We start from the raw sequence: 18,406 nt of genomic DNA on the forward strand, positions 1-18,406 counted from the left end.
ATGAGCGACGACGCCGTGCCGCCACGCCGGTCCCGGTCCGCCGCGCTGACCTGGCTCGCGCTGGCCTGCGCGCTAGTGGTGCTGGTGGTGGCGGCGGCGCAGCGGCGGGACGGCCCGGTGAGCGACCGCACCGTGGGCGAGGTGACCCGGGTGGGCGTGACCGACGGCGCGAGCATCCCGGCGTACCTGCGCGCCGCCGGCGACGAGCTGGCCCGCCTCGACGCGCCCGACGGCTACGCGCTGGTGTCGTTCGGCGGGTACCTGACCCCGGCACGGACCGCCGCCGCGCTGGACGGCACGCGGGTCTCGGCGGTGGTGGCGCGGGTGCCGCTGCCCGGCCGGCAGACCGAGATCGTCCGGATCCCGGCACTGAGCCTTCCGCGGGACGTGGTGGCCGGGATGGCCGGCGTCGCGACGCGCAAGGACCGGGAGGCCGCGGACTACCGGTCCCGCGCCGCCGCGACCACCGCCGATCCGGAGCTGCGCCGGGTGTACGACAGCGGCGCCGAGATCGCCGCCCGCGAGGCGGAGGCGTACCGGGCGGGTTGCGCCTGCGTCTACGCCGCGGTGGTCAGCGCCGGGCCGGACACCCTGCGCGCGCTCGCCGATCGTCCGGGCGTGCGGGTGGTGGACCCGGCGCCGGAGGTGACCCGTCTGGACCGGACCGTGTTCACCCCGCCGCTGCCCGAGCAGCGTGACGTGGTCCGGCCGCCGGCCGACACCGGGCCGGCCCAGGCAGGCGGAATGGGCGATTCGTCGGAAGCCGCACGGACGGTGAGCGGACCTTCACCGACCGCCCCCGCGTCCGTCGCCGGCTCCGGGCCGCCCAATCCCGCTCCCACCTCCTGAGACGTCGGGGCAGGCGGCGACCGGGCCGATCCCATGGTGCGGCGGGCCACCGGGCGATGTGCGGCGCGGGGAGTGGTCCGAATAGGGTTTCGTTCGTAGCCTGTCAGGCGGAGATCGATGGGCTGGGGGAGGGCGAATCCTTGGACGGCAGCGAGACCGGCTGGGGTCGGCAGGGCGAGCCGGCACCGCGGTGGCGGGCGCTGCTCGACCGGGCCCGGCTCGGCGGTCGCGGCGCGGAGCACGCCGACGCCGACCGGCACGTCGAGGAGCCACCGGCGCCGCCGCCCGACCCGCTGCCCCGCCGCGGCGCGGGCACCGGGTGGACCGGCCGCGCCACCGCCGTCGGCCGCGCCCCCGACGGGTCGTACGGCGCCGAGCCCGGTTACCGGGCCGAGGCCACGTTCCGGGTCGACCCGGCCTTCCGCGCCGATCCCCGGCACGACGGCGAACCGGCCTACCGCGCCGAGCCGGCGTACCGCAGCGACCCCGAGCCGTCCTGGCGCGCCGGGCAGCCCTACCCGCCCGACCCGTCCTGGCGCGCCGAACCGTCGTTCGCGCCCGACCCGTCGCTCGCCCCCGAGCAGCCCTTCACCGCCGAGCCGCGCCCGGAACCGTCCTGGCGGCCCGAGCCGGCCCGCCCGGAGCCGCGCGGCCGGGCCGAGGCGCCGGCCGAGTCCCGGTACTCCCTTCTCGACGGCGGCTACCGCCCCGCGCCGCCGCCGGCCGAGTCCCGCTACGCGCTGCTCGACCGGGGCCGCTACCGGCCGGACACACCGCCCGTCGCGGAGCCGGTGGTGCCCGCGCCCCGCCGCCCGATCGAGGGCCGCTCCGGCCGGGTCGACGCGGCCCAGGTGCAGTGGCGCGCCCCGGAACCGGACCCGGAGCTGGAACGGGCGACCAGCGTGCTGCGCCGCGAGCTGGGCACCCCGAGGGTGCTCGCCTTCGCCAACCCCAAGGGCGGGGTGCACAAGACCACAGCGACGGTGCTCGCCGCCGCGACGGTGGGCAGCGTACGCGGGCGCGGCGTGCTCGCCTGGGACGACAACGAACTACGCGGCACGCTCGGTCTGCGGGCCGGCAGCGCCCGGCACGCCCGCACGATCCGCCACCTGGTCCACGACCTGGCGCAGATCGAGATCCTCGAGGGCAACACGCTGCTGTCGCACCTCGACGACTACCTGCGGCACGCCTCCGACGGCTCGTACGACGTGCTGGCCGGCGAGGAGAGCCCGCGCTTCGCCCAGCGGCTCGACCAGTTCACCGTCAAGCGGGTGCTGGAGCTGCTGCGCCGCACCCACGAGGTGGTCTGCGTGGACACCGGCAACAACGTGGAGAGCCCGAACTGGCGCACCGTCATGCAGGCCGCCGACCAGCTCGTGGTGACCACCGTGCCGCGCGAGGACGCGGCGTTCAGCGCGGACTGGATGCTCGACCTGCTGCACGAGGTGGGCATGGGCGAGCTGGCCGACAACGCGGTCACGCTGATCTCCTGCCCCACGCCGGGGCGTACCTCGTTGCAGGACGACCTGGAGCGGCACTTCGCCACCCGCACCCGCGCGGTCGCCGTGGTGCCCTACGACCCGGCGCTGGAGACCGGCTCCTCGATCGAGTACCACCAGCTCCAGGCCGAGACCCGCAACGCCTGGCTCAAGGCGGCAGCGGTGATGCTGGAACCGTTCGCGCGCTGAGCGCCGACCACCGCCCCGCGCCGTGCCCGGGCCTGAGAGGATCAACGGGTGAGTCCGGACACCCCTGAGCCCCAGCGGGCGCGCGAGCGCACCGACGGCACCGACGCGCGTACCGGCGACGCCCCGCGGCCAGGCGACACCTCGCGGCCAGGCGACGCCTCGCGTCCCGGCGGCGCGTGGCCCGAGCGCGAGCAGCCGCCCGGCTGGCCCGGTGGCCTGCCGGTGCCCGCCGGCACGCCGGTCACCGCGCCCGGCGCCGATCCGCTCGCCGGATACCCGGGCGTGGTGGCGGAGCTACCCGGTGCCGGCGCCACCCGGTCCCGCCGCCCGCTGCTCACCACCCTCGGCGTGGTCGCACTGCTCACCGCGCTCGGCGTCCCGCTGGGGCTGCTGTGGGCCTGGGCGGCGCCCGCCACCCCGGTGCGGCAGACCCCGGCGGGCGCGGTCTACGCGACCACGCAGCCGGAGCAGCCGATCGCCGCGGACGGCTGGTTCAGCCTCCTGACGCTCGGCTTCGGCGTGCTCGCCGCGGTCGCCCTGTGGGTGCTGCTGCGCCGCCGGCGCGGCCCGGCCGGCCTGCTCGCGGTGACGCTCGGCGGTCTCGGCGCGGCGGTGGTGGCCTGGCAGGTCGGCCGCCGCATCGGGCTGTCGACGTTCCAGCGGCTGGTGGAGACCGCGCCGCCGGGCACCGCCTTCACCAAGCCCGTCGACCTGCGCGCCGGTGGCGTCGACTGGTACGGCCCGCTGCCGTTGCCGCACGGCAATCTGCTGCTCGCCGCGTTCGGCGCGGCGGTCACGTACACGCTGCTGGCGGGCTGGTCGCGGTGGCCGTCGCTGCGGCCGGAGCCGGATCCCGACGCGGCCTGGCCGCCACCGCCCGGGTTCAGTTCGGCGCCGGGGGACCAGCCAGCTCGCTGAGCGGCACCGGCACCGCGCGCACCTGCCGCAGCAACGCCGTCTCCCGGTTGAGCAGGCGCAGCTCGGCGCGCAGCCGGCCGGCGGTGTCGTCGACGGCGAGCAGCCGCTGCCGGTCGGCGACGGTCAGCGCGGCGGTCGCGGCGACCAGGTGCGACAGGACCGTCGGATCCTCCGGCAGCTGCTCGGTGATCTCCTGCTGGTCCGGGCGGATCAGGCCCAGATACTGCCGGAACACCGAGATCACCCGGGCCGCCAGCAGGTCGGACACCTCGTCCGGGCCGTCCGGCTCCGGCAGCCACTCCACCTCGGCGGTCAGGTACGGCTCGGCGGAGTCGTCGACCTCGGCGACCCGGAACCGCCGCCGCCCGACGGTGACGATGTCGAAGCCGCCGTCGGCCAGCTCGGTGACCTGCCGCAGCTCGGCTGTGCAGCCGACCTCGTGCAGTGTCACGTCGCTACCGGACGGCCCGGAACGCCCCGGCGGCCCGGCCGGCGCGACCTCCCAGCCGGCCTGGATCGCCACCACGCCGAACTCGCGCGGCGCGCCCTCGGGCAGCCCCACGAGGTGGCGTACCAGCGCCTTGTAGCGCTCCTCGAAGATGTGCAGCGGAAGGACCAGCCCGGGGAAGAGGACGGTCCCGAGCGGGAACACCGGCAGCCGTGCGCTCACGTGATCGAGCGTATCGCCAACGCGCCCGCCCGCGCGTGTCCCGGCTCACCGTCCCGGCGTGCGGGCGGGCCCGGCCGGTGACACCGGCGGCGGCCTAGACTCGCAGGCGTGCTGAATCGGATCGACCTGCGCGGCGGGGCCCGTGACCCGCGCCGCCTGCTGCCCCGTGCCCAGCTCGACGTCTCAGTGGCGGTCGAGCGGATCCGCCCGCTCGTGGAGGCGGTCCGGGACCATGGGTACCCGGCGATCCGGGAGGCCAGCGAACGGTTCGACGGCGTCTCCCCGGAGCGGCTGCGGGTGCCGGTCGAGACGATCCGCGCCGCCGAGGGCGAGCTGGACCCGCAGGTACGCGCCGCGCTGCTGGAGTCGATCACCCGGGCCCGCAAGGTCCACGCCGACCAGCGCCGCACCGACCACACCACGACTGTGGTGCCGGGCGGCACGGTGACCGAGCGGTGGGTGCCGGTCGACCGGGTCGGCCTCTACGTCCCCGGCGGCCTGGCCATGTACCCGTCGACGGTGGTGATGAACGTGGTCCCGGCCCAGGCGGCCGGGGTGCGCTCCCTGGTGGTGGTGAGCCCGCCGCAGAAGGACAACGACGGGCTGCCCGACCGGCGGGTCCTCGCCGCCTGCGCGTTGCTCGGCGTGGACGAGGTGTACGCGGTCGGCGGCGCCCAGGCGGTGGCCATGCTGGCGTACGGCGCGGGCGTCGACCCGGCCGGCGACGAGCGCTGCGAGCCGGTCGACATGATCACCGGCCCGGGCAACATCTGGGTCACCGCGGCGAAGCGGCTGCTGCGCGGCGTGGTCGGCATCGACGCCGAGGCCGGCCCGACCGAGATCGCGATCCTGGCCGACGACACCGCCGACCCGGCGCACGTGGCCGCCGACCTGATCAGCCAGGCCGAGCACGACCCGCTCGCCGCGAGCGTGCTGGTCACCCCGTCCACCGCGCTGGCCGACGCGGTCGACGCGGAGCTGGCCCGGCAGGCGCCGGCGGCCAAGCACGCCGAGCGGATCGGCACCGCGCTGCGCGGCGAGCAGAGCGGCGTGGTCCTGGTCGACGACCTGGAGGCGGGCCTGCGGGTGGTCGACGCGTACGCGGCCGAGCACCTGGAGATCCAGACCGAGAACGCCCGCGAGTGGGCGCTGCGGGTCCGCAACGCCGGTGCGGTCTTCGTGGGCGCCTGGTCGCCGGTGTCGCTCGGCGACTACTGCGCGGGCTCCAACCACGTGCTGCCCACCGGCGGCTGCGCCCGGCACTCCTCCGGCCTGTCCGTGCAGTCCTTCCTGCGCGGCGTCCACCTGGTCGAGTACACGCAGGAGGCGCTGCGCGAGGTGGCGCCGCACGTGGTCACGCTGGCGACGGTGGAGGACCTGCCCGCGCACGGCCAGGCCGTCAGCGTCCGGTTCCCCGAGGGCGGCGCGTCGTGACCACGCTCGACGACCTGCCGATCCGCGACGACCTGCGCGGGCGGACGCCGTACGGGGCGCCGCAGCTCGACGTGCCGGTGCGGCTGAACACGAACGAGAACTCCTACCCGGTGCCCGAGCCGGTGGTCGAGGCGATCGGCAAGGCGGTCGCCGCCGAGCTGCGCGACCTCAACCGCTACCCGGACCGGGACGCCGTGGCGCTGCGCGCCGACCTGGCCGCCTACCTCGGCCACGGGCTCACCGCCGACCACGTGTGGGCGGCGAACGGCTCCAACGAGATCCAGCAGCAGCTGCTCCAGGCCTTCGGCGGTCCCGGGCGCACCGCGCTCGGCTTCACGCCCGCGTACTCGATGCACCCGCTTCTGGCCCTCGGCACCGGCACCCGGTGGGTGCCCGCCCGGCGCGGCGCGGACTTCGGGCTCACCGCCGGCGAGGCGGTGGCCCAGGTGCGCGAGCACCGGCCGGACGTGGTGTTCCTCTGCTCGCCGAACAACCCGACCGGCACCGCGCTCGACCCGGCCGTGGTCGCCGCGGTGCTGGACGAGGCGCCCGGCATGGTGGTCGTGGACGAGGCGTACGCCGAGTTCGCCCGGCCCGGCACTGTCAGCGCGCTCGCCGTGCTGCCCGGCCACCCGCGGCTGGTGGTGACCCGCACCATGAGCAAGGCGTTCGGGTTCGCCGGCGGGCGGCTCGGCTACCTGGCCGCCGACCCGGCGGTGGTGGACGCGGTGCAGCTGGTCCGGCTGCCGTACCACCTGTCCGCGCTCACCCAGGCCGCGGCCCGCGCGGCGCTGGCGCACCGGGACGCCCTGCTCGGCACCGTGGCCGCGATCATGCAGCAGCGCGACCGGATCGTCGCCGAGCTGCGCGCGCGGGGCCACCGGGTGGCCGACAGCGACGCCAACTTCGTGCTGTTCGCCGTCGAGGGGGACCAGGCGGTGGCCTGGCGTACCCTGCTCGATGCCGGCGTGCTGGTGCGCGACGTCGGCCTGCCCGGCTGGCTGCGCGTCACCGCCGGCACCCCGACCGAGACCGACGCCTTCCTCACCGCGATGGAGAGAGTTTCATGAGCCGGATCGCCCGGATCGAGCGGGTCACAAACGAGACGAAGGTGCTCGTCGAGATCGACCTCGACGGCACCGGCCAGGCCGACATCTCCACCGGCGTCGGGTTCTACGACCACATGCTCAACCAGATCGCCCGGCACGGCGGCTTCGACCTGACCGTGCACACCGTCGGCGACCTGGAGATCGACGCGCACCACACGATGGAGGACACCGCGCTCGCGCTGGGCGCCGCGTTCGACCGGGCGCTCGGTGACAAGGCCGGCATCCGGCGGTACGGCTCGGCGACCGTCCCGATGGACGAGGTGCTGGTCCGCGCCGCCGTCGACCTGTCCGGCCGCCCGTACGTGGTGCACGACGAGCCGGCGCTGGCCCCGTACATCGGGCCGGTCTACCCGACGAGCATGACCCGGCACATCTGGGAGTCGTTCGGCCAGTCGGCCCGGATCACGCTGCACGTGGACGTGCTGCGCGCGGCCCGCCCCGGCGGCCACCCGGACGCGCACCACGTGGTCGAGGCGCAGTTCAAGGCCGTCTCCCGCGCGCTGCGCGAGGCCACCGCGCTCGATCCCCGTAACGCGGGTGTGGTGCCGTCGACGAAGGGCGCTCTCTAATGAAGGTGCTGCCCACACTTCTGTTGATCCTGGCCGGCCTGCTGGTCGGCGGGACGTGGTCGCTGCTCAAGCAGGGCGCGCCCCGCGCCGCTGTGGTGATCACTGGCCTGCTGGCCGTGCTGGCCACCGTCGCCGGGGTGCTCTGGCTGCTGCCGGGGGAGAGCTGATGGCACGGGTCGTGGTGCTCGACTACGGCTCGGGCAACCTGCGCTCGGCCGAGCGCGCGGTGGCGCGGGCCGGGGCCGAGGTGACTGTCACCGACGACCTGGACGCCGCCGCGTCGGCCGACGGCCTGGTGGTGCCGGGCGTGGGCGCGTTCGCCGCGTGCATGGCCGGGATCGAGGCGCTGGGCGCCGGGCCGGTCATCGCCGACCGGGTCGCCGCCGGGCGGCCGGTGCTGGGCATCTGCGTCGGCATGCAGATCCTGTTCGGGCACGGCGAGGAGCACGGCGTGGTCACGAAGGGGCTCGGGCTGCTGCCCGGCGGTGTGACCCGGCTGCCCGCGCGGCGCCTGCCGCACATGGGCTGGAACACCGTGCGCCCGCCGGCCGGCTCGACGCTGTTCGCCGGGTTGCCGGGCGACACCCGGTTCTACTTCGTGCACTCCTACGGGGTGACCGACCCGGCGGCGCTGGCGGAGGCGGGCGCGACCGTGACCACCGCGCACCACGGCACGGACTTCGTCGCGGCGGTGGAGCGGGGGCCGCTCTCGGCCGCGCAGTTCCACCCGGAGAAGTCGGCCGACGCCGGTGCCGCGCTGCTGCGCAACTGGCTCGGCACGCTGTGACCGGACCGGTCCGGGGCACGCGGGCGGGGCGTCCGCGAGTGTTCGCGTGAGCAAGGAGCGGGCCCGCCGCCGCGCGGCGCGCGAGGCCGAGCAGGAGCGGGCGCGCGCCGTCCGTGCCCGCCGGGTGGCACGCCGGGAGCGGCGTCGTTCCCTGGTACGCCGGCTGACGCCGTCGCTGCGGCGCGGCCGTACCGGCCGGCTGCGCCGGCACACCCGCCGGGAGCGGGCGACGATCCTGGTGCTCACCGTGGTGGCTGTGGTCGCCATCTGGAATCTGGTGGACGACCTCGCGCTGCGGCTGGTGCTGGTCGTGTTGTTGTTGCTGGTCCTGCCCGCGGTCGTGGTGATCGCGCTGGACCGTCGTTGAGGATCCGAGGAGAGAAGCGTTGAGCCTCACCCTGTTGCCCGCCGTGGACGTCGCCGACGGCCAGGCCGTCCGGCTCGTGCAGGGCGCCGCCGGTAGCGAGACCGCGTACGGCGACCCGCTGGACGCGGCTCTGGCCTGGCAGTCCGACGGCGCGGAGTGGATCCACCTGGTCGACCTGGACGCCGCGTTCGGGCGGGGCTCCAACGCCGCGCTGCTCGCCGAGGTGGTCGGCAAGCTGGACGTGAAGGTGGAGCTGTCCGGCGGCATCCGCGACGACGAGTCGCTGCGGGCGGCGCTCGGCACCGGGGCGGCCCGGGTCAACATCGGCACCGCCGCGCTGGAGGACCCGCAGTGGTGCGACCGGATCTGCGGCGAGTACGGCGACCGGGTGGCGATCGGGCTGGACGTGCGCGGCCGTACCCTGTCGGCGCGCGGCTGGACCCGCGACGGCGGTGACCTCTACGAGGTGCTGGCCCGGCTCGACGCCGCCGGGGCGGCGCGGTACGTGGTCACCGACATCACCAAGGACGGCACCATGCGCGGACCGAACCTGGATCTGCTGCGCGAGGTGTGCGCCCGCACCGACGCCCCGGTGATCGCCTCCGGCGGTGTGTCCACGCTGGAGGACCTGCGGGCGCTGGCCACGCTGGAGCCGGTGGGTGTGGAGGGTGTGATCGCCGGCAAGGCGCTCTACGCGGGCGCGTTCACCGTCGCCGAGGCGCTGGCGACGCTGCGGGCCGGCGCGTGACGGCGGAGCCGCCGGTGGACGCCGGGGTCGTGACCCGGCTCGGCTCGGGCGGCCCGTGGGAGGCCCTGTACGGCTACTCCCGGGTGGTCCGGGCCGGTTCACTGGCGATCACCGCCGGCTGTACCTCCACAGTGGACGGGCGGGTGGCGCACGCCGGTGACGCGGCGGCGCAGACCGCGCAGGCGATCCGGATCGGCCTGGACGCGCTGGCCGAGGTCGGCGCCGGGCCGGGGGACGTGGTGCGGACCCGGATGTACGTGACGGACCGGATCTACGCCGACGAGGTGGGCCGGGCGCACAACGCGGTGTTCGGCCCGGTGCGTCCGGTCGCCACGATGGTGGTGGTGGCCGGGCTGATCGATCCGGATCTCCTGGTCGAGGTCGAGCTGGAGGCGTACCTGCCGGAGCGCTGACCGGTGCCCGGCACTGTCGCCGTCGCGCCGTTCCGCGCCCCGATAAGTTGTGCGCAACTTGATGGCACGCTACGGTTCAAGGCGTGACCGATGATCTGGTACTGCGCCGGCAGGTGTGCTTCGCGCTCTACGCGGCGTCGCGCGCCCTCACCGACGTCTACCGGCCCATCCTCGACGAGCACGGCCTGACCTACCCGCAGTACCTGGTGCTGCTGGTGCTCTGGGAGCGCGACGACGACGCCCCCACGGTCTCCGAGCTCGGCGCCGCGCTCCGGCTCGACTCCGGCACGCTCTCCCCGCTGCTCAAGCGGCTGGAGGCGGCCGGTCTGGTGGTGCGTACCCGCTCGGCTGCCGACGAGCGCCGGGTCGAGGTGGGCCTCACCGACCGGGGCCGGGCCCTGCGGGAGCGGATGGGTGACGTGCCGCGCCGGGTGGCCACCGCCACCGGGCTCACCGAGGCCGAACTGGTCTTCCTCCACGGCATCCTCACCCGGGTCACCGAGACGATCCACCGACAGAAGGAGCAGTGACATGCAGGTGCTCTACACCGCCTCCGCCCGCGCCACCGGCGACGGCCGCGACGGTCACGTCCGGACCTCCGACGGCACGGTCGAGCTGGACCTCGCCGTACCGAAGGAGATGGGTGGCGCCGGCGGCGCGGCCAACCCGGAGCAGCTCTTCGCGGCCGGCTACGCGGCCTGCTTCCACTCCGCGCTGCGCGTGGTCGCCCGCAAGGCCAAGGCGGACGTCTCCGGCTCGGTCGTCGAGGCCGAGGTGGGCATCGGCCCGAACGGCAGCGGTGGCTTCGGCCTTGCCGTGACGCTCGTGGTGGACCTGCCCGCGGTCGAGCGTTCGGCCGCCGAGCATCTGGTGGACGCGGCCCACCAGGTCTGCCCCTACTCCAACGCGACCCGGGGCAACATCGAGGTCACGCGTACGGTCCGCGCGGCCCTGTGAGCACGATGAGCGAGGCGCGGGTGAACCGGGAGATCCACCTGGCGTCCCGGCCGGACGGCTGGCCTACGCGGGAGAACTTCCGCCTGGTCACGACCGAGGTGCCGACGCCGGGTCCGGGACAGGTGGTGGTCCGCAACCGGTTCATGTCCGTCGACCCGTACATGCGCGGGCGGATGAACGACGTCAAGTCGTACGTGCCGCCGTTCGCGCTCGACGCCCCGCTCGACGGGGGCGCGATCGGTGAGGTGGTGGCCGGCGAGGCCGGGGGCGTCAAGCCCGGCGACACGGTGCTGCACGGGCTCGGCTGGCGCGAGTACGCGCTGGTGGACGCCAAGGGAGCGCGCAAGGTCGATCCCGGCCTGGCGCCGGTGACCGCGTACCTGGGCGTGCTCGGCATGACCGGGCTGACCGCGTACGCCGGGCTGCTCGACGTGGCGGCGATGAAGCCGGGGGAGACCGTGTTCGTCTCCGGCGCGGCCGGCGCGGTGGGCAGCATGGTCGGCCAGATCGCCAAGCTGCGCGGCGCGGGCCGGGTGATCGGCAGCGCCGGTTCCCCGGCGAAGGTCGAGCGGCTCACCGCGCTCGGCTTCGACGCCGCCTTCGACTACCACGACGGCCCGGTGTACAAGCAGCTCAAGGCCGCCGCCCCGGACGGCGTCGACGTGTACTTCGACAACGTCGGCGGCGACCACCTGGAGGCCGCGATCGGGGCGATGAACCTGCACGGCCGGGCCGCCATCTGCGGCATGATCGCGCAGTACAACGCCACCGAGCCGCCCGCCGCGCCGCGCAACCTGGCGCTGGTGATCGGCAAGCGGCTGACGCTGCGCGGCTTCCTCGTCGGTGACCACGGTCACCTGCGGGAGCAGTTCGTGCAGGAGGTGGCGGGCTGGCTGCGCGAGGGCCGGCTGTCGTACGACGAGACGATCGTGGACGGCATCGAACAGGCTCCCGCGGCGTTCCTCGGCCTGCTGCGCGGCGAGAACCTCGGCAAGATGCTGGTCCGTCTCTGACCGGCGCGAACGCACTCCACCGCGGCGGTGGTGACCGGCCTCACCGGCGGGTCACCACCGCCCGCGCGTTCGTTAGGCTCGGGGCATGACGGTGGCGGTACGGGTCATCCCGTGTCTGGACGTGGACGCCGGGCGCGTGGTCAAGGGGGTCAACTTCCTCGACCTGCGCGACGCCGGCGACCCGGTGGAGCTGGCGGCGGCGTACGACCGGGCCGGCGCGGACGAGCTGACCTTCCTCGACGTCACCGCCTCGTCCAGTGACCGGGGCACCATGCTCGACGTGGTGCGGCGCACCGCCGAGTCGGTCTTCATCCCGCTCACCGTGGGCGGTGGCGTCCGCCGGGTCGCCGACGTCGACACGCTGCTGCGGGCCGGTGCGGACAAGGTCGGCGTGAACACCGCCGCCATCGCCCGCCCGGAGCTGATCGCCGAGATCGCCGACCGGTTCGGCCGGCAGGTCCTGGTGCTCTCGCTCGACGTGCGCCGCGCCCCGGAGGGCACGACGCCGAGCGGCTTCGAGGTGACCACGCACGGCGGCCGGCGGGGCACCGGGCTGGACGCGGTCGAGTGGGCGGCGCGCGGCGCCGAGCTGGGCGCGGGCGAGATCCTGCTCAACTCGATGGACGCCGACGGCACCAAGGCCGGGTTCGACCTGCCGCTGATCCAGGCGGTCCGCGAGGTGGTCGACGTGCCGGTGATCGCCAGCGGCGGCGCGGGCGAGGTGGCCCACTTCCCGCCGGCCGTCGGCGCCGGGGCGGACGCGGTGCTCGCGGCCAGCGTCTTCCACTTCGGCGAACTGACAGTCGGCGAGGTCAAGGACGCGCTGCGGGGCGCCGGGCACCCGGTGCGCTGAGGCGGCGGTCACTGCCGGCCGGAGTGCCCCTCGGGGGAGCGGCGCGGCATCGGGATCGACCGCACCACGTACTCCTGCACGGCGGCGGCGTGGTCGTCCTCGTCGAGCTGCCACTCGGACTCGGCGGGCGGGTGCCGCCGGGTCAGCACGCCCTGCACCGTGTCCACTGTGGTGCCGAGACCGGCGCTGGGCCGGGTGCGCCAGAGCCGTTCACCGTCCGGGGTGACCCGGAACCAGCCGTCGGCGACGCTGACCAGGCCCGCGCCGACGAGCCGCCGGACCGCCCCCTCCACCTCGTGCCGCTCCGGGATGGCCTGGTTGAGGTGGTCGGCTGTGGAGAGGACGTCGGCGAGCCGTACGCCTTCGGGGCGGCGTGTCGCGGCGGCCCGCCGGTGCCGGCCGGCGCCACTGGCGATGACAAGCGCGACGAAGATCCAGGCGTCGCTCCAACGCCATCCGTTCTCCCCCATGCAGGAATGATGCCCGGCGGCGACGGCGGAGGAAACACCTGGTTTCCCGGTTCTGTGTCGTCGCAGCTCAACGCGTTGCGGGTCGGGCCGGGCCGTGGCGGTCGGCCCGGCCGTGGTCACGTAGCGTAGGCGCCGGCCGCGGGGCGCGCGGGCAGCGCGAAGACCGGGATGAAGAACTGGGCCAGCGGGCCGATGGTCAGCGCGTACGCCACCGTGCCGAGGCCGACGGTGCCGCCGAGCAGCCAGCCGAGCGCCAGCACGGTGATCTCGATGACGGTGCGGACCAGCCGGACCGAGAACCGGGGGTGGCGGGCCACGAAGCCGGTCATCAGCCCGTCGCGCGGGCCGGGGCCGAGCCCGGCGCCGAGGTAGAGGCCGGTGGCGGCGCCGTTGGCGACGATCCCGGCGACGAGCAGCGCGACGCGTGTCGGCATGCTCTCCCCGGGCGGCAGCACGGTCAGGGTGGCGTCGACGACCAGTCCGATCACCACGACGTTGCTGACCGTGCCGAGGCCGGGCCGCTGCCGCAGCGGGATCCAGAGCAGCAGCACGAGGGCGCCGACGGCGATCGTGACGGTGCCGAAGGACAGGCCGGTCTGCCGGGCGAGCCCCTGGTGGAACACGTCCCACGGGTCCAGGCCCAGCTCCGACCGGATCATCAACGCCATGCTCACGCCGTAGAGGACGAGCCCGGCGTAGAGCTGGGTGAGCCGTCGCGCCGGCCGGTGCCGGAGATTGCCAAGCTGTGCCATGCATGCCACCCTAGGGGCCAATTGCGGTCCTCAAGGGTGCCAATTCCGGAGGTGTGGCCATGACCAGCCAGGTGCGCGGCGTCCAATTGGCGCGACTCCTCGGCCAGTGGCACGCCCTGCCGGGCCGTCGGCGCAGCCCCGACTATGCCGCGCTCGCCGCCGCCGTCCGCGGGCTGCTCGCCGACGGGCGGCTGCCCCTCGGGGTACGCCTGCCGGCTGAGCGGGAGCTGGCCGAGGCGCTGCGGATCAGCCGGACCACAGTCACCGCCGCGTACCGGGAACTGCGGGAGAGCGGCCACCTGGCCAGCCGCCGGGGCGCGGGGAGCTGGACCATGCTGCCCGGCGGGCACCGGGTGGCCAGCACCGGGCTGTGGACGCCGCTGGACGACCGCGACATGATCGACCTCGGGGTGGCCGCGCTGTCCGCGCCGCCGCAGCTCGTCCCCGCCGCCCGGGCCGCGGCCGAGGACCTGCCCCGCTACCTCGGCGGCGCCGGCTACCACCCGACCGGCATCATCGAGCTGCGCGAGGCGGTGGCCCGCGCCTACACCGAGCGCGGGCTGCCGACCAGCCCGGAGCAGATCATGGTCACCAGCGGCACCCAGCACGCCTTGGACCTGGTGCTGCGGCTGGCCCTGTCGCCCGGCGGCGCGGTGCTCGTCGAGTCGCCCACCTACCCCAACGCGCTGGCCGCGCTGTCCGCCCGGCGGGCCCGGATCGCCACGCACGGCCTGTCCGACGAGGGCTGGGACGCCGAACTGCTGCTCGGCAGCCTCCGGCAGACCCGGCCGAAGCTCGCGTACGTGATCCCCGAGTTCCAGAACCCGACCGGTCACCTGATGGCGGCCGACCTGCGCGAGCGGCTCGTCGGCACGGCCCACGCGGCCGGCACCGACCTGGTGGTCGACGAGTCCTTCGTCGACCTGCCGCTGGACGACACCACGCTGCCGCCGCCGGTGGCCGTCTTCGACAGGCACTCCCGGGTGATCAGCATCGGCGGCATGAGCAAGCCCTACTGGGGCGGGCTGCGGATCGGCTGGGTACGCGCCTCCGCGCCCCAGGTGCAGCGGCTGGCCGCGGCCCGGGTCGGGGTCGACATGGCCAGCCCGGTGCTCGACCAGCTCGTCGCGGTGCACCTGCTCACCGAGGCGCCGGCCATCGTGGCCGCCCGCCGGGCCCAGCTCGTCGCCCAGCGGGACGCCCTGGTCACCGCGCTCGCCGACCGGCTGCCGGACTGGCGGGTACGCGTACCGAGCGGCGGCGTCACGCTCTGGGCCGAGCTGGACGGCCCGATCTCCAGCGCGCTGGCGCGCGCGGCCGAGGAGGTCGGCGTACGGCTGGCGCCCGGACCCCGGTTCGGCCTGGACGGGACGCTGGAGCGCTTCCTGCGGCTGCCCTTCACCCTGCCCGCCGACGAGCTGGTGGAGGCGGTCGGGCGCCTCGCGGCGGTCCGCTACGACCTGGACCGCACCAGCCGCCCGCAGTGGCGTGAGCCGAGCGTCATCGCCTGACCCGGCCCGCCCGCCCGATCCGGTGGTGATCGGCCCGAAGTACGGCTCCCGACCGGCCCGTGCCCGCAGACTGCCCGGGTGGGGAACGGGAGGGGAGTCCGCTGGTCGTGGACGGCGCGGCGCAGCGCGCCGGGCTCCCGGACCACCCGCCTGGAGCTCTTCTACGACCTGGTCTTCGTCTTCGCGTTCCTGAGCGTCACCACGCTCACCGCCTCGGCCCTCACGCCGGTCAACCTCTACCGCTTCCTGCTGGTGCTGGCGTTGCTCTGGTGGTCGTGGACCGGCTTCGCCCGGATGGGCAACGCGTTCCGCGCCGACCAAGGGCTGCTGCCGCTGGTCGGCGTCGTCACAGTGGCGGCGACGTTCCTGCTCGTGCTCAGCACGCCCAGCGCGTTCGCCAACCGCGGGGGCTGGCTGCCCGGGCCACTCGTCTTCGCCGGGTGCTACTTCGTGATCCGGACCGCCCAGCTCACCGTCTTCGCCTGGGCCGACCGCGCCGACCCGGTCCGGCGCCGGGGGCTGCGGATGCGCTTCCTGGCGCCGACAGTGGCCACGGTGCTGCTGTTCATCGCCGGCACCCTCCCCGGACGGCTGCCGCAGGAGCGGGCCGCGGTGTGGCTGCAACTGGCGCTCTGGACGCTGGCGCTGCTCGTCGAGTACCTCACCGGGATGATCCTGGGTCGGCAGTGGTGGGTGGTGCTCTCGGCCGGCCACTGGGCGGAACGGCACGCGCTGATCGTGCTCGTCGCGCTCGGCGAGTCGATCATCGCCCTCGGGCTCGGCCCGAAGCGCGGGCTGCCGCTCACCGGCCCGGTGGTGGTCGCCGCACTGCTCGGCGTGGTGATCGTGGCGGCGCTGTGGTGGGCGTACTTCGACACGCTGGCGTTCGCGCTGGAACAGGCCCTGCACCAGGCCCGGGACCCGGCCGCGCGGCTGCGGCTGGCCCGCACCGCCTACACGTTCCTGCACCTGCCGATGATCGGCGGGACCATCCTCTACGCCCTCGGCCTCAAGGACCTGCTGGCCGAGGCGACATCGCCGGCGACGCCCACCTGGGGGCCTCCGCTGGGCGTCTTCTGGGCCGGGATCCTGTTCGGCGGGATCGGGCTCTATCTGCTCAGCCTCGCCGCGTGCTGGTGGCTGGCGGAGCGCCGGGTGCGGATACCGTTGCTGGTCACCGTGCTGGCGCTCGTCGCCGCCGTGCCGGCCGTCGCCCTTCTGCACGAGCTGAACGCGCTCGTCGTGCTGGCGGTGCTCACCGGCGCCGGAGTCATCTGGGAGACCCGTTCCGAGGACGGCCACCGGCGCCGGGTACGCGAACTCGCGCTGGAGGAGCAGATCGCCGCCGAGGCCGAGCAGAGCCGGTGGCGGCGAGGGCACCTGTGAACGGCGCACGGCCGTGCCCCGGGACGGTGGGGCACGGCCGGCCGTGTGGCGGCGCGGGCTACAGCTCGGCGAGCGTGCCCTCGTACATCTTGTCGATCTCGGAGGCGAAGTTCGTCTCCACGCTGCGGCGCCTGATCTTCAGCGACGGCGTGACCTCGCCGTCCTCGATGGTCAGGTCGCGGGGGAGGATCGTCACCTTCTTGATCGTCTCCCAGCGGTTGAGCTTCGCGTTCAGCTCGGCCACGTACCCCTCGACCATCTCCCGCGCCTGCGGCGAGGTGACGATCGTGGTGTAGTCGCTGCCCTCCAGCGGGGTGCCGGCGGCCCAGCCCTTGATCGCGTCCGGGTCCAGCGTGACGAGCATGGTGCAGTAGTTGCGCGCCTGCCCGATCACCACTGCCTGCGAGGTGTACGGGCACACGGCCTTGAACATGCCCTCGATGTGCGACGGCGCGACGTACTTGCCGCCGGACGTCTTGACCAGGTCCTTCTTCCGGTCGGTGATGCGCAGGTAGCCGTCGGCGTCGAGCGTGCCGATGTCGCCGGTGCGGAAGAATCCGTCCTCGGTGAACGCGGCAGCGGTCTCCTCAGGCAGGTTGTGGTAGCCGCGCATGACCGGCTTGCCCCGCAGCAGGACCTCACCGTCGGTGTCGATCCGGCACTCCAGGTCGCCCATGGCCCGGCCCACGCTGCCGATCTTCAGCCCGTCGGGCGGGTTCACGAACGCGCCCGCGCTGGTCTCGGTCAGACCGTAGCCCTCCGAGATGGGCAGGTTGGCGGCGGCGAAGAAGGTGGCGATCTCCTTGCTCAGCGGCGCCGCGCCGGAGACCAGCACCCGCATCCGGCCGCCGAGCCGGGCCTGGAGCTTGCTGAACACGAGCTTCTCGGCGAGCGCGTACTTCACCCGCAGGCCGGCCGGGACCGGCTTGCCGGCCTGCTCCAGCGCGACCTTCTCCTTGCCGACCCCGACGCCCCAGGCGAAGATCTTGGCCTTGGCGCCGCCCGCGCCCTGCGCGGTGGTGACCGCCTTGTTGTAGACCTTCTCGAAGACCCGGGGCGCGCCGCACATGAGCGTCGGCCGCACCACGCCGAGCAGGTCCACGAGCTTGTCCACCCGGCCGTCGACGTACGTGGGCAGGCCGACGTGGGTGGCGCCGCAGAGCAGCGTCTTGCCGAACGAGTGCGACAGCGGCAGCCACAGGTACTGCAGGTCGTCGACGCGCAGCAGACCCAGCTCGGCCTGCGCCACGCCCTCCCAGCACCAGCCGCCGTGCAGCAGCTCCACGCCCTTCGGGCGGCCGGTGGTGCCCGAGGTGTAGATCAGCGTGGCCAGGTGGTCCGGCCCGATGCCGGCGACGAGCATGTCGATCAGATCCGGCTCGGCGCTCAGCGCGGCGGCACCGCGCTCCTCCAGCTCGGCCAGCGTGAGCTGCGGGACGGCTGCCGCCGGGTCGGGCGTGCCGTCGAAGAGCACCACGTGGGTCAGCGCGGGCAGGTCCGCGCCGGCGATCTTCGCCGCCTGGGCCGGGTTCTCCGCGAACAGCACCTTCGAGCCGGAGTCGGCGATGATGTAGACCGCGTCCTCGGGTTCGGTGGTGGGGTAGACGGTGGTCGTGGCCCCACCGGCGCACATGATGCCGAAGTCGGCGAGCACCCAGTCCAGGCGCGTGTTGGCCAGGATCGCGACCGGGTTCTCCAGGCCGACACCGAGCCCGTGCAGCCCGGCGGCGATCGCCTTGGCGCGCTGCCCGACCTGCTCCCACGTCAGCCAGACCGGGCCCGAGTCGTCGGGTGCGGGGTGGGCGAAGGCGTGCCGGTCGGGGGAGTCCGCCACGCGCTTGAGGAACATGTCCGGTACGGAACGGTACGGTACATCGAGAGCCATCGCTGTAGCCGCCTTCAGGGGTGGAGG

At 74.7% G+C, this 18,406-nt stretch carries 21 protein-coding genes; 17 read left to right on the forward strand and 4 right to left on the reverse strand.

Features of this window, described 5'->3' with window-relative positions; genetic code table 11:
* The 3 genes from Q3W68_RS24675 (at position 1) to Q3W68_RS24685 (ending at position 3,455) form a co-directional block, all read left to right on the forward strand.
* Positions 1-849, forward strand: a complete 849-nt coding sequence (locus Q3W68_RS24675; RefSeq protein ID WP_302907723.1) for a hypothetical protein — start codon at positions 1-3, stop codon at positions 847-849.
* A 140-nt stretch (positions 850-989) separates the two neighbouring features.
* Positions 990-2,537, forward strand: coding sequence for an ATPase (locus Q3W68_RS24680; RefSeq protein ID WP_302907724.1), 1,548 nt, complete (start codon positions 990-992; stop codon positions 2,535-2,537).
* A gap of 48 nt (positions 2,538-2,585) precedes the next feature.
* Positions 2,586-3,455: a DUF2567 domain-containing protein gene (locus tag Q3W68_RS24685; RefSeq protein ID WP_302907725.1), complete on the forward strand. Its 870-nt coding sequence runs from the start codon at positions 2,586-2,588 to the stop codon at positions 3,453-3,455.
* Here Q3W68_RS24685 and Q3W68_RS24690 read toward each other — a convergent pair.
* A complete protein-coding gene (locus tag Q3W68_RS24690) occupies positions 3,421-4,125 on the reverse strand; it encodes an LON peptidase substrate-binding domain-containing protein (RefSeq protein WP_302907726.1) in 705 nt (234 codons plus the stop codon). The two genes, Q3W68_RS24685 and Q3W68_RS24690, sit on opposite strands and share 35 nt — an antisense overlap.
* Before the next feature lie 108 nt (positions 4,126-4,233).
* Between Q3W68_RS24690 and hisD the strand changes: the two genes are divergently transcribed.
* The 12 genes from hisD to hisF all read left to right on the forward strand — a co-directional run bounded on the left by hisD (position 4,234) and on the right by hisF (position 12,375).
* Entirely contained in the window at positions 4,234-5,559 is a 1,326-nt protein-coding gene (hisD, locus tag Q3W68_RS24695) for a histidinol dehydrogenase (RefSeq protein WP_302907727.1), read from the forward strand.
* A complete protein-coding gene (locus tag Q3W68_RS24700) occupies positions 5,556-6,629 on the forward strand; it encodes a histidinol-phosphate transaminase (RefSeq protein WP_302907728.1) in 1,074 nt (357 codons plus the stop codon). The genes hisD and Q3W68_RS24700 overlap by 4 nt, the downstream gene beginning before the upstream one ends.
* Positions 6,626-7,237, forward strand: coding sequence for an imidazoleglycerol-phosphate dehydratase HisB (gene hisB, locus Q3W68_RS24705; protein WP_043329493.1), 612 nt, complete (start codon positions 6,626-6,628; stop codon positions 7,235-7,237). The genes Q3W68_RS24700 and hisB overlap by 4 nt, the downstream gene beginning before the upstream one ends.
* A gap of 5 nt (positions 7,238-7,242) precedes the next feature.
* A complete protein-coding gene (locus Q3W68_RS24710) occupies positions 7,243-7,404 on the forward strand; it encodes a hypothetical protein (protein WP_216936508.1) in 162 nt (53 codons plus the stop codon).
* A complete protein-coding gene (hisH, locus tag Q3W68_RS24715; RefSeq protein WP_302907729.1) occupies positions 7,404-8,024 on the forward strand; it encodes an imidazole glycerol phosphate synthase subunit HisH in 621 nt (206 codons plus the stop codon). Before Q3W68_RS24710 ends, hisH begins: the two co-directional genes overlap by 1 nt.
* A gap of 46 nt (positions 8,025-8,070) precedes the next feature.
* Positions 8,071-8,391: a hypothetical protein gene (locus Q3W68_RS24720; RefSeq protein WP_013475800.1), complete on the forward strand. Its 321-nt coding sequence runs from the start codon at positions 8,071-8,073 to the stop codon at positions 8,389-8,391.
* A 19-nt stretch (positions 8,392-8,410) separates the two neighbouring features.
* The gene (priA, locus tag Q3W68_RS24725) at positions 8,411-9,139 is read left to right on the forward strand and encodes a bifunctional 1-(5-phosphoribosyl)-5-((5-phosphoribosylamino)methylideneamino)imidazole-4-carboxamide isomerase/phosphoribosylanthranilate isomerase PriA (protein ID WP_302907730.1); all 729 of its coding nucleotides are present in this window, start codon (positions 8,411-8,413) and stop codon (positions 9,137-9,139) included.
* Positions 9,140-9,153: 14 nt separating this feature from the next.
* A complete protein-coding gene (locus tag Q3W68_RS24730) occupies positions 9,154-9,552 on the forward strand; it encodes a RidA family protein (RefSeq protein WP_302907732.1) in 399 nt (132 codons plus the stop codon).
* An 83-nt stretch (positions 9,553-9,635) separates the two neighbouring features.
* The gene (locus Q3W68_RS24735) at positions 9,636-10,082 is read left to right on the forward strand and encodes a MarR family winged helix-turn-helix transcriptional regulator (RefSeq protein ID WP_302907733.1); all 447 of its coding nucleotides are present in this window, start codon (positions 9,636-9,638) and stop codon (positions 10,080-10,082) included.
* A gap of 1 nt (position 10,083) precedes the next feature.
* Positions 10,084-10,509 (forward strand): organic hydroperoxide resistance protein, encoded by a 426-nt coding sequence (locus Q3W68_RS24740; RefSeq protein WP_302907734.1) that lies wholly within the window; start codon positions 10,084-10,086, stop codon positions 10,507-10,509.
* A 5-nt stretch (positions 10,510-10,514) separates the two neighbouring features.
* Complete coding sequence (locus Q3W68_RS24745; RefSeq protein WP_302907936.1) at positions 10,515-11,522, forward strand: NADP-dependent oxidoreductase; 1,008 nt, start codon at positions 10,515-10,517, stop codon at positions 11,520-11,522.
* Between the two features lie 85 nt (positions 11,523-11,607).
* Complete coding sequence (hisF, locus tag Q3W68_RS24750; RefSeq protein WP_302907735.1) at positions 11,608-12,375, forward strand: imidazole glycerol phosphate synthase subunit HisF; 768 nt, start codon at positions 11,608-11,610, stop codon at positions 12,373-12,375.
* 8 nt (positions 12,376-12,383) lie between these two features.
* Here hisF and Q3W68_RS24755 read toward each other — a convergent pair whose 3' ends face one another.
* Positions 12,384-12,845: a hypothetical protein gene (locus Q3W68_RS24755; protein WP_091420710.1), complete on the reverse strand. Its 462-nt coding sequence runs from the start codon at positions 12,843-12,845 to the stop codon at positions 12,384-12,386.
* A gap of 116 nt (positions 12,846-12,961) precedes the next feature.
* Complete coding sequence (locus Q3W68_RS24760; RefSeq protein WP_302907736.1) at positions 12,962-13,597, reverse strand: YitT family protein; 636 nt, start codon at positions 13,595-13,597, stop codon at positions 12,962-12,964.
* A gap of 59 nt (positions 13,598-13,656) precedes the next feature.
* Between Q3W68_RS24760 and Q3W68_RS24765 the strand changes: the two genes are divergently transcribed.
* Both Q3W68_RS24765 and Q3W68_RS24770 read left to right on the forward strand, forming a co-directional pair.
* The gene (locus Q3W68_RS24765) at positions 13,657-15,108 is read left to right on the forward strand and encodes a PLP-dependent aminotransferase family protein (RefSeq protein WP_302907737.1); all 1,452 of its coding nucleotides are present in this window, start codon (positions 13,657-13,659) and stop codon (positions 15,106-15,108) included.
* Positions 15,109-15,186: 78 nt separating this feature from the next.
* Complete coding sequence (locus Q3W68_RS24770; RefSeq protein WP_302907738.1) at positions 15,187-16,494, forward strand: low temperature requirement protein A; 1,308 nt, start codon at positions 15,187-15,189, stop codon at positions 16,492-16,494.
* 58 nt (positions 16,495-16,552) lie between these two features.
* Here the strand turns inward: Q3W68_RS24770 and Q3W68_RS24775 are convergent, their stop codons facing one another.
* A complete protein-coding gene (locus tag Q3W68_RS24775; RefSeq protein WP_302907739.1) occupies positions 16,553-18,379 on the reverse strand; it encodes a long-chain fatty acid--CoA ligase in 1,827 nt (608 codons plus the stop codon).
* Positions 18,380-18,406 lie beyond the last annotated feature (27 nt).

It is taken from the genome of Micromonospora sp. C28ISP2-4, assembly GCF_030519385.1.
Classification (GTDB): domain Bacteria; phylum Actinomycetota; class Actinomycetes; order Mycobacteriales; family Micromonosporaceae; genus Micromonospora; species Micromonospora tulbaghiae.